The organism is uncultured Chloroflexus sp., from assembly GCF_937129525.1.
Taxonomy (GTDB): domain Bacteria; phylum Chloroflexota; class Chloroflexia; order Chloroflexales; family Chloroflexaceae; genus Chloroflexus.
In genome coordinates this window covers 1-7,106 of record NZ_CAKZNK010000142.1, presented here as the reverse complement: position 1 = coordinate 7,106, position 7,106 = coordinate 1, and the positions used below count along the sequence as shown (strand labels likewise).

Genomic DNA, 7,106 nt, shown 5'->3' with positions numbered 1-7,106 from the left:
ACCGGAATCAATCCAACCGCAGGCACGCTCAACTACCACCTCACCCCTGCCCACAGATTACACAATTGTATCACCCGACAGACTTACGACTGCGCTATGCGATGCACACCATTCAGCCCTTTGGACAACATACACTGAGCCAATAGATTAGCGCTCAAAGAACATTAATGCCAATCTCATTTTGTCCGGAAATATTTTCTATTTGTTAAAATAATTAATAAATTTCATTTCCTCGCAACAGAATAAATAGAGCCATCTTCGAGACGAACTATTTCATTCAAATCTGCAACAGTCTGTAGCTCACCAATTGTAGACAAATACCATCTCTGTATTCTATCAAACCATATCAGACAGACACTATCTTCCCCTGGCCAGGATCCTTTGAGAATAGAAATATCGCTCTGCTTACCAGGGCTCATCCTACCCGTAATTTCTGTCAAGATGTAAAGTGCATAAGGATCGTTAGTATAAACAATGCAATCAGATACTACTTCAGGATTCTGCTGTAAATACCTGACAGTTGGACTATTTCTCCAGGATTGACTGGCATATCCAAGACCTTCCTCCATCGATTTTAGCAAGAATGATCTTGTAACTACTACACTGGGGTATAAAAACCATACAACAAAGATGCAAATAAACAAAATATTTATAGTTTTTTGGGACAGATACCGCTGCGCAAGTGGCATTATTGCTTTTAATCCCAAAAACAAGAAGAGCAAAGTCATGGGAATAAATACGGGAGACATCAACCTGTCATCTATGCGATCATAGGAAACAAGTGTTGAAGAAATTACCAAGAAACTCATATATACAACAACGAATAGCACTAATGAACCAAATTCCAAGAAATGAAACCAAACTTTTGACAATCTTTCCTTAAAACCATAATAACCTATTACTAAGCCTATTGCAAATACCAACGTCATAAGAATAGATGGATTCTCACGAATTATTCTAGGCATATACCAGCTTGTGATGGTTAAGAAAACAAAATTCAAATTTTGGATTAGAGAGTAGGTAGATAGCGAACGCGGGCCAAACAGCGTACCCGAGATCATATAGTTTCTTATCAACCAAATCCCAAGCGGCAAGGTAGAGATGAATGTGAAAAGAAACAAATGTTGAAACTTAACTCGCAAGTTATCTTGACGAAGTAGTAGAATGCCGATAATACCGGTGAGAACAAGAGTGACACCGATATATCGAGTAAGGCTTGCCAGCGCAGCCGATAACGACATGAGCAAAATGGAGCTGATATTCACTTCATTCTGATATGTTTTCAGAAATATGAGATATAACAGGGTAAAGCATATAAATGGTGGTTCGCTCCACGCCATTAGTGAAACATGCACTACCGGGATTGAAAACATTATAGCCAGCACCCCCGCAATTCTTATCAGGAAAGATTTTAAATACTGATCTAGTAGTATTCCTCCTAGATAAACTATAGAACCAAACAACATAGCATTAACAATGTGTGCCGATTCAAGTGGATCCATCCCGAAAACATAGTCAATAGCTGCCAGTAGTGCAGGATAAAGTGGAGGTTGAACAGTTAATGGATCACCTCCCCACGTGACAACTCCTAAACCTGACGCGATATTTCGCGCAGTTGATATGTATCCCACAGAGTCGGGAGATAGACCTGCTCCGTTGTTATTTGTAAATAATAGAATCAGTATAAAACTTGTTGCGCTAAAAATCGCAATAAGTATCCTGTAGTTCATTAAAATACCACTAATCTTCATATCTACAACCTGAGCAAAAACATTTGATTATTTCTAATAACGTGAGTTACGGGTAAGGAAGCCGCCTTGGGCTATACTTTTCAGGCTGCCCACAACAACCCAAGGAGGCTTCCTACCATGAGAATAGTTGACATCGTCACGCTGTTCTGCCATGTGGACGATTTCTGCAGGACCTTCGCGCCGCAATACCTGGCCGCACTCAACGCAGCGGGTCTACGACAGCGGATGCGCAGCACTGCAAGACGATCCGATGTTCTTTACCTGAACCGACCCGCTTTCGCCAGACAACCCGCAGTATGTTCTACGGCCAAACCAGTTGCACTTCAGCAAGAATTGCTTCCTCACGCTGAGTTCAGCATCAAATGGAGTTTCATGAACTCCACGAAAATGAATCAGGTGGCATTGGGATTGTTTGGACACGCCAGGCAGCTTTAGACTTCAGTTGCCGGAAGCTTAAGCGAACCCTAAACTCTTCGCCCAAAGAAGGAGCATTTCGTCCAGCCATCCATATCGTTTCTTTCGGGTCAGGATTGTACCTGTCTTGCAACATGCCATTAGGCACAGCAGCGATGATGATACTTTTCAGCGTATTGCTGCCACTTTTTTCTTTGTCATAGTTGTATTTCACAAACACAGTTGTAGTCAAATACTTCTCACCACTCAAAGTAATAGCTATCGGTAATTTACCTTGAATATTCACCTCTTCCCCTGAACGAATTTGTCTGACAGACATGGATAGCTGTGATATTTGCAAAGTTGCTGTATGTCGTCCTCTCACATTCTCCGCCTTCGAGTCTACAAAAAGAGCCTGTTTGATCGCGTAGTTTGGATGAAACAAGTAACAAGCGCGTTTATAATCTACTTTGCCAAACAAACGCTGGTTAATCCTCGGCATTCCCATCCGATCTAGAGCCTCCCGCGTTATATCTTCACCAATATCTGCAACAAGATCGCCTTCGTTTCGAAAGATTTCAATCGCAGCCTCTCTGTAATCACAGATAGCCTGAGTTACCAACCTTAAGGTAACTTTTTCTATTTCTTCAAGACGATCCAGATTATTCTTGAGATCTTCGGGATCGAGGAACATGGTCAACTCTCTGCGGGATGATGTTCCGCAGCAACTCGTTGGCGCGCCAGGTTTACATATTTTTCCAGGATTTCTATGCCAATGTACTGCCGGTTTTCACGTATAGCCGCCACAGCGGTCGTTCCGCTACCCATAAAGCAATCAAGCACAATCTCTTCAGGATCAGTAAGTAACCGAATGACTCTGGATGGTATCTCGACAGGGAATTTGGCTTCGTGATCATCATTAACCCTCACCGAGGGAATATACCACACTCCCCTGGACCCCCAGTTCCTCCATTCGTCAGCAGACAGCCGTGTTCGGTCGAATCTGGTAATTCCTGGTTTCCAGAAGAAGTACAGATACTCGAACTCATCTACTGACCGATACGAGAGACTAGCCCAGCGTGAGTTCTCCCAAGCGGGATCTTTGACCCAGATGCGACGATCATACGGATAGAACCCGGCGCTTAATGCCCATTCTTCAACGAGACCCCCAACGATCTTGACCCGCGTCTGCGGCCCGTACTTTCCACCTCGGATATTGTTGCCATTGAGTCGGCGGTCGATCGTCTGCTCGCTGCACTTCAGGAGCTTCGCCAGTTGGTAACGATTATACTCAGGATGATCGGCCATTGCTTTCAATACATCTTCTCTCGTGACCGGCGATCTTCTCCTGTTCACTGCTTCGGCCTGAATGCCAGGCATCGAAGGATCTCTAAAGACGAGAATGTCAGCGATATTGATAACTAAAAATCCTCCTGGTTTGATGATCCGGAAATGGAGATGGATAACCGTTTTCAACAGGTTCTGCCAATCGTCAAACGATAAATGCGCTTCGTATGCTTTACCAACGAAATACGGTGGCGACCAAATGCTCAACGCAATGCTGTTAGGCTCTATCTGTGGCAAGAGTTGTCTCGCATCTCCCAGGTAGATTTCATTGGGAGACAAGTATTGAACGATCTCATTTCCATTCTCGTTCGCATAGAGTTCGCGGAATTTTTCCTGCAACGCTTTGGGCAATCGTTCTATCTTGAAGTTAACTTCCCTCATCAGGTCGCTCATTGCTCACCCCCAATTTACAGAAACAAACGAACGTTCTACATTATACCATGTCCTGAAAACTGCCTGCCATCACACGAAACAGACAGTCATCTTGTTGGCTTTTATCCACCACGTTGACCACCCAACACTCTGGTTGAGCGGCGCAGCGTTCGATCGGTTCAACCGGTTTCAGGTGCGCGATGCGCTCGACACATCATCAAACAATGGTTCCTGGCGATGCGTCAGATGGTTGAGTTCAGGCCATGTCTCGATGAACGCCGACGCGGAAATACGAGCGAGTTCACCTGGCTCAATCTTATACAGGCCACCACCATAGACGCGACCCTCGCCGCGAAGTTCGTGACCGGTCACCTGCTCAAGCAGAGCAAACACCCTGGCACTATGCCCCGGATTCTCGCGCAGCAGCCGCGCCAGCTCGCCCTTTGGATAGAGCATGAGGTAGAGATTGGTCGCGATAGCCCTGGACTGATTCCAGATGAACCGGAATGGACGCTGCTCGTTGGAGCCGCGTCCCATATAGGTGCAGAGAAAGGGGGCTGGGGCACGTTGTTCCTGTCGATACCAAGGGGTTCGCCTGCCAATAAGGTAGCCATTCTTGATACCCATCGTCTCGGCGGTCTGCAGGTACTCCCAAAGGCCTGGATATCGCATTTGCACGATCGTTTCTGGCAGGTCGCAGTCAATGAGACACAGTTGCGGTTCGATGCGTGGATAGCCATCGTGATCCGTCTCAATGACATTCGTTTTGAGCGAGCGTGGACCAGGTAGGATAGGCCGAAGGTGACACGTCGGGAAACCGCGACGCTCAGCCTCGCGGCGTTCGAGGATGAAAAACGTGTTGTTGCCGGTGGCGATACCTCGTTGAATGCGGAAGAAGTCACCTAACGTGACATCGTCGTTGGCGCTCGACATTCGCCTATCGTTGTGCGCATGTCTCGGGTAGATGGTCCACTTGCGCGATCTGCGGAGCCATTCCAACGGGATCGAATCACGAGCGCGCGGTTCCGAAAGAGTCCCCCCGTAGGTGAACTCAACGACATGCCCTGAGAGGGGCGCGGCTTTCCGGAATACGATCACAACCGAAGAGACAAGCGCATCGTTAAATTGAACATCTTCTGGATCGAAGCGATGGACTCGAATGAGCGTGACTCGATCAGTCAGATAGTGTTTCACGGCCATACCGTAGTTCACGTCCATAACCTCTGAAGGAACCAGCCACGCCGCATAGCCACCGTCCTCCATCCATGCCGTCGCGAGCAGCAAGAAGTACACGTACACGCCTGCAAGGCCACTGACGTTGACCCCAGTCATTCGGTGCGCCAGCGATTGCAGGCGTTCCTTCTCCCCACGATCGAGATGGTGATGCCGCGTGTATGGCGGGTTGGCAAGAATCAGGTTGGGAGCGTCTGGACAACAGTCGCCGGTCACGATGTGGGTAAAATCGCCGTGTATCACCTCAAGCCCGCGTGATCCCCACAAGTCTCGCGCCACATTGCAGAGTGTGGGATCAAGCTCCACACCAAGAGCGCGTTCAATCCGCTCGGAACCAAACACCGCGCGCGCAGCGGAGTACAGACTCCCAGTGCCAAGCGCAGGATCGGCGAACCGAACTACCCGCAGTTGGCTACCGGCGATAGTGTTGACGTAGTGAGCCATCTCCATCGCGAGCGCGTATGGAGTCGCGAATTGGCCCAAGCGGTTCCGCTCGATAGCAGATTTGCTTGAGTCAAGCGCCACTTGTATCGCTTGTCGCCGCGTTTCAATGGCATGCTCGGATTCCGCGATCATCGGTTCTACAATCCCAGTTCTACTAAATCGTCGATCCTGTGTTCCCATACCCAATCGATCCCCTCAGCGGCTTCGTAACCGAGATAGTCACTTCCAAAATATCCGCAAAGGAATAGCACGAACGTCACAGATTCTCCGTAAGTCGCCTGAAGCTGGCGAATCTTGGTAGCCTCTTCTTTGCGCCGCTTATTTGTGTTTGTGAAATCACCTGCCGACTTGGCCTCGATAAGAATTGGCAGCCGATCCTTGCGCAGTTTCCTTGGCTGGATAACAACGTCAATCGGGATATTAACTCTATGTGTCTTTCCGACGGACACATTCAAGTGGAAGGTATACGTGCCTGGCGCCATATCCGTGAGCGGCTTATCTGACGAGTGGTGTTGCTTTCGATAACCCAGTCGGTCGAGGTAGTCGCCGATTAGAGCAAGCTGCCGTTGCTCCTGAGCGTTACGGATAATGGGATTCGCCACCGCGCTGCAAAGACGGTCGGCAACAATCGTTGAGGCGCGGTCGCGTTCCTGCTCGGTTGGGCCATCGCGATTGTCCAGCCAGGGGAAAATATCCCGATCCAAGAGTCGCGTGAGAACACTGCATATCTTTGTCAGCTCCGTCTCGAGGACAGAGGCTTTCATCTTGACCGGCAGCTTACCCTTCTCCATTCGCTCGACGAGATTCTTGCTCGAACTCGCCAAACCGACGAGTCGGTCGACGGCGAGCGGCGGGGCGGTACACATACGCAGCGTAGGGAGCACACCGGGATTAACCTTCAGTGTGGCTGCATTCAGAGCGCGTAGATCGTCGGTTGCAAGGATCGCTTGTTTAACATGTTCGATAGTCTTAATCCGTGTAGATCGAAATGTATTGGGCGCAAAGCCCAGGAACCACCGATTAAAGCAATCAACAGAAGCAGCTATATTCTTTTTCCAGAGATGTGGTTTGTCGGCGTTGATTCGTTTCATCTTCATGCCAGTCATTCATGCATTATCACCTATGTGTTTACCAATTCAGTTTCGATCTTCAGGCGCCTGAAAGCCTGCGCTTTAGGATCGGCGAGCTAAGCGCAGCGAAACGAAGCAGCCTGCTGAGGGCGCGAATGGGGCGCCGGCGCGAACGAGAGGTAGACCTTCTCGCAATCCCTCCGTAAACTTCTGGCAACTTGCTGACAATACTGCGCACTCCGCAATCGTTATAGCATGACGACAGGCGCAAGACAACTACCCAAACACCTACCGACCGTTCAACGTCAACGCAGACCAGGCCACGGCAGTTTCCGCCTCCCGACCTGACAACCAGCCCAGGTTCAGCCACAAAATGAACGGCGCATCCGGCTGCAACCGCTTGTTAGACCACTCTCAAGGTTGAGTAGACATCCGATTCACCTGTTTCATCAGACTGCGCACATTTCCCAAACAACATGAACCTTGTGGATTTCGC

5 protein-coding genes are annotated in these 7,106 nt (G+C 48.7%); all 5 read right to left on the bottom strand.

Features of this window, described 5'->3' with window-relative positions; all coding sequences use genetic code 11:
* Window positions 1–224: 224 nt before the first annotated feature.
* A complete protein-coding gene (locus Q0650_RS17055) occupies window positions 225–1,751 on the bottom strand; it encodes a glycosyltransferase family 39 protein (RefSeq protein ID WP_298821156.1) in 1,527 nt (508 codons plus the stop codon).
* A gap of 370 nt (window positions 1,752–2,121) precedes the next feature.
* The gene (locus Q0650_RS17050) at window positions 2,122–2,838 is read right to left on the bottom strand and encodes an SfiI family type II restriction endonuclease (RefSeq protein ID WP_298821154.1); all 717 of its coding nucleotides are present in this window, start codon (window positions 2,836–2,838) and stop codon (window positions 2,122–2,124) included.
* Between the two features lie 2 nt (window positions 2,839–2,840).
* Complete coding sequence (locus Q0650_RS17045) at window positions 2,841–3,884, bottom strand: site-specific DNA-methyltransferase (RefSeq protein ID WP_298821152.1); 1,044 nt, start codon at window positions 3,882–3,884, stop codon at window positions 2,841–2,843.
* 168 nt (window positions 3,885–4,052) lie between these two features.
* Window positions 4,053–5,720, bottom strand: coding sequence for an Eco57I restriction-modification methylase domain-containing protein (locus Q0650_RS17040; RefSeq protein WP_298821149.1), 1,668 nt, complete (start codon window positions 5,718–5,720; stop codon window positions 4,053–4,055).
* Window positions 5,678–6,637, bottom strand: a complete 960-nt coding sequence (locus tag Q0650_RS17035; RefSeq protein ID WP_298821146.1) for a XamI family restriction endonuclease — start codon at window positions 6,635–6,637, stop codon at window positions 5,678–5,680. The genes Q0650_RS17040 and Q0650_RS17035 overlap by 43 nt, the downstream gene beginning before the upstream one ends.
* Window positions 6,638–7,106 lie beyond the last annotated feature (469 nt).

What these genes read in the sequence shown, in the direction of transcription:
- Q0650_RS17045 (WP_298821152.1), bottom strand. Translation starts at nt 3,884, where the DNA reads ATGAGCGACCTGATGAGGGAAGTTAACTTCAAGATAGAACGATTGCCC.
- Q0650_RS17055 (WP_298821156.1), bottom strand. Translation starts at nt 1,751, where the DNA reads ATGAAGATTAGTGGTATTTTAATGAACTACAGGATACTTATTGCGATT.
- Q0650_RS17040 (WP_298821149.1), bottom strand. Translation starts at nt 5,720, where the DNA reads ATGGGAACACAGGATCGACGATTTAGTAGAACTGGGATTGTAGAACCG.
- Q0650_RS17035 (WP_298821146.1), bottom strand. Translation starts at nt 6,637, where the DNA reads ATGAAGATGAAACGAATCAACGCCGACAAACCACATCTCTGGAAAAAG.
- Q0650_RS17050 (WP_298821154.1), bottom strand. Translation starts at nt 2,838, where the DNA reads ATGTTCCTCGATCCCGAAGATCTCAAGAATAATCTGGATCGTCTTGAA.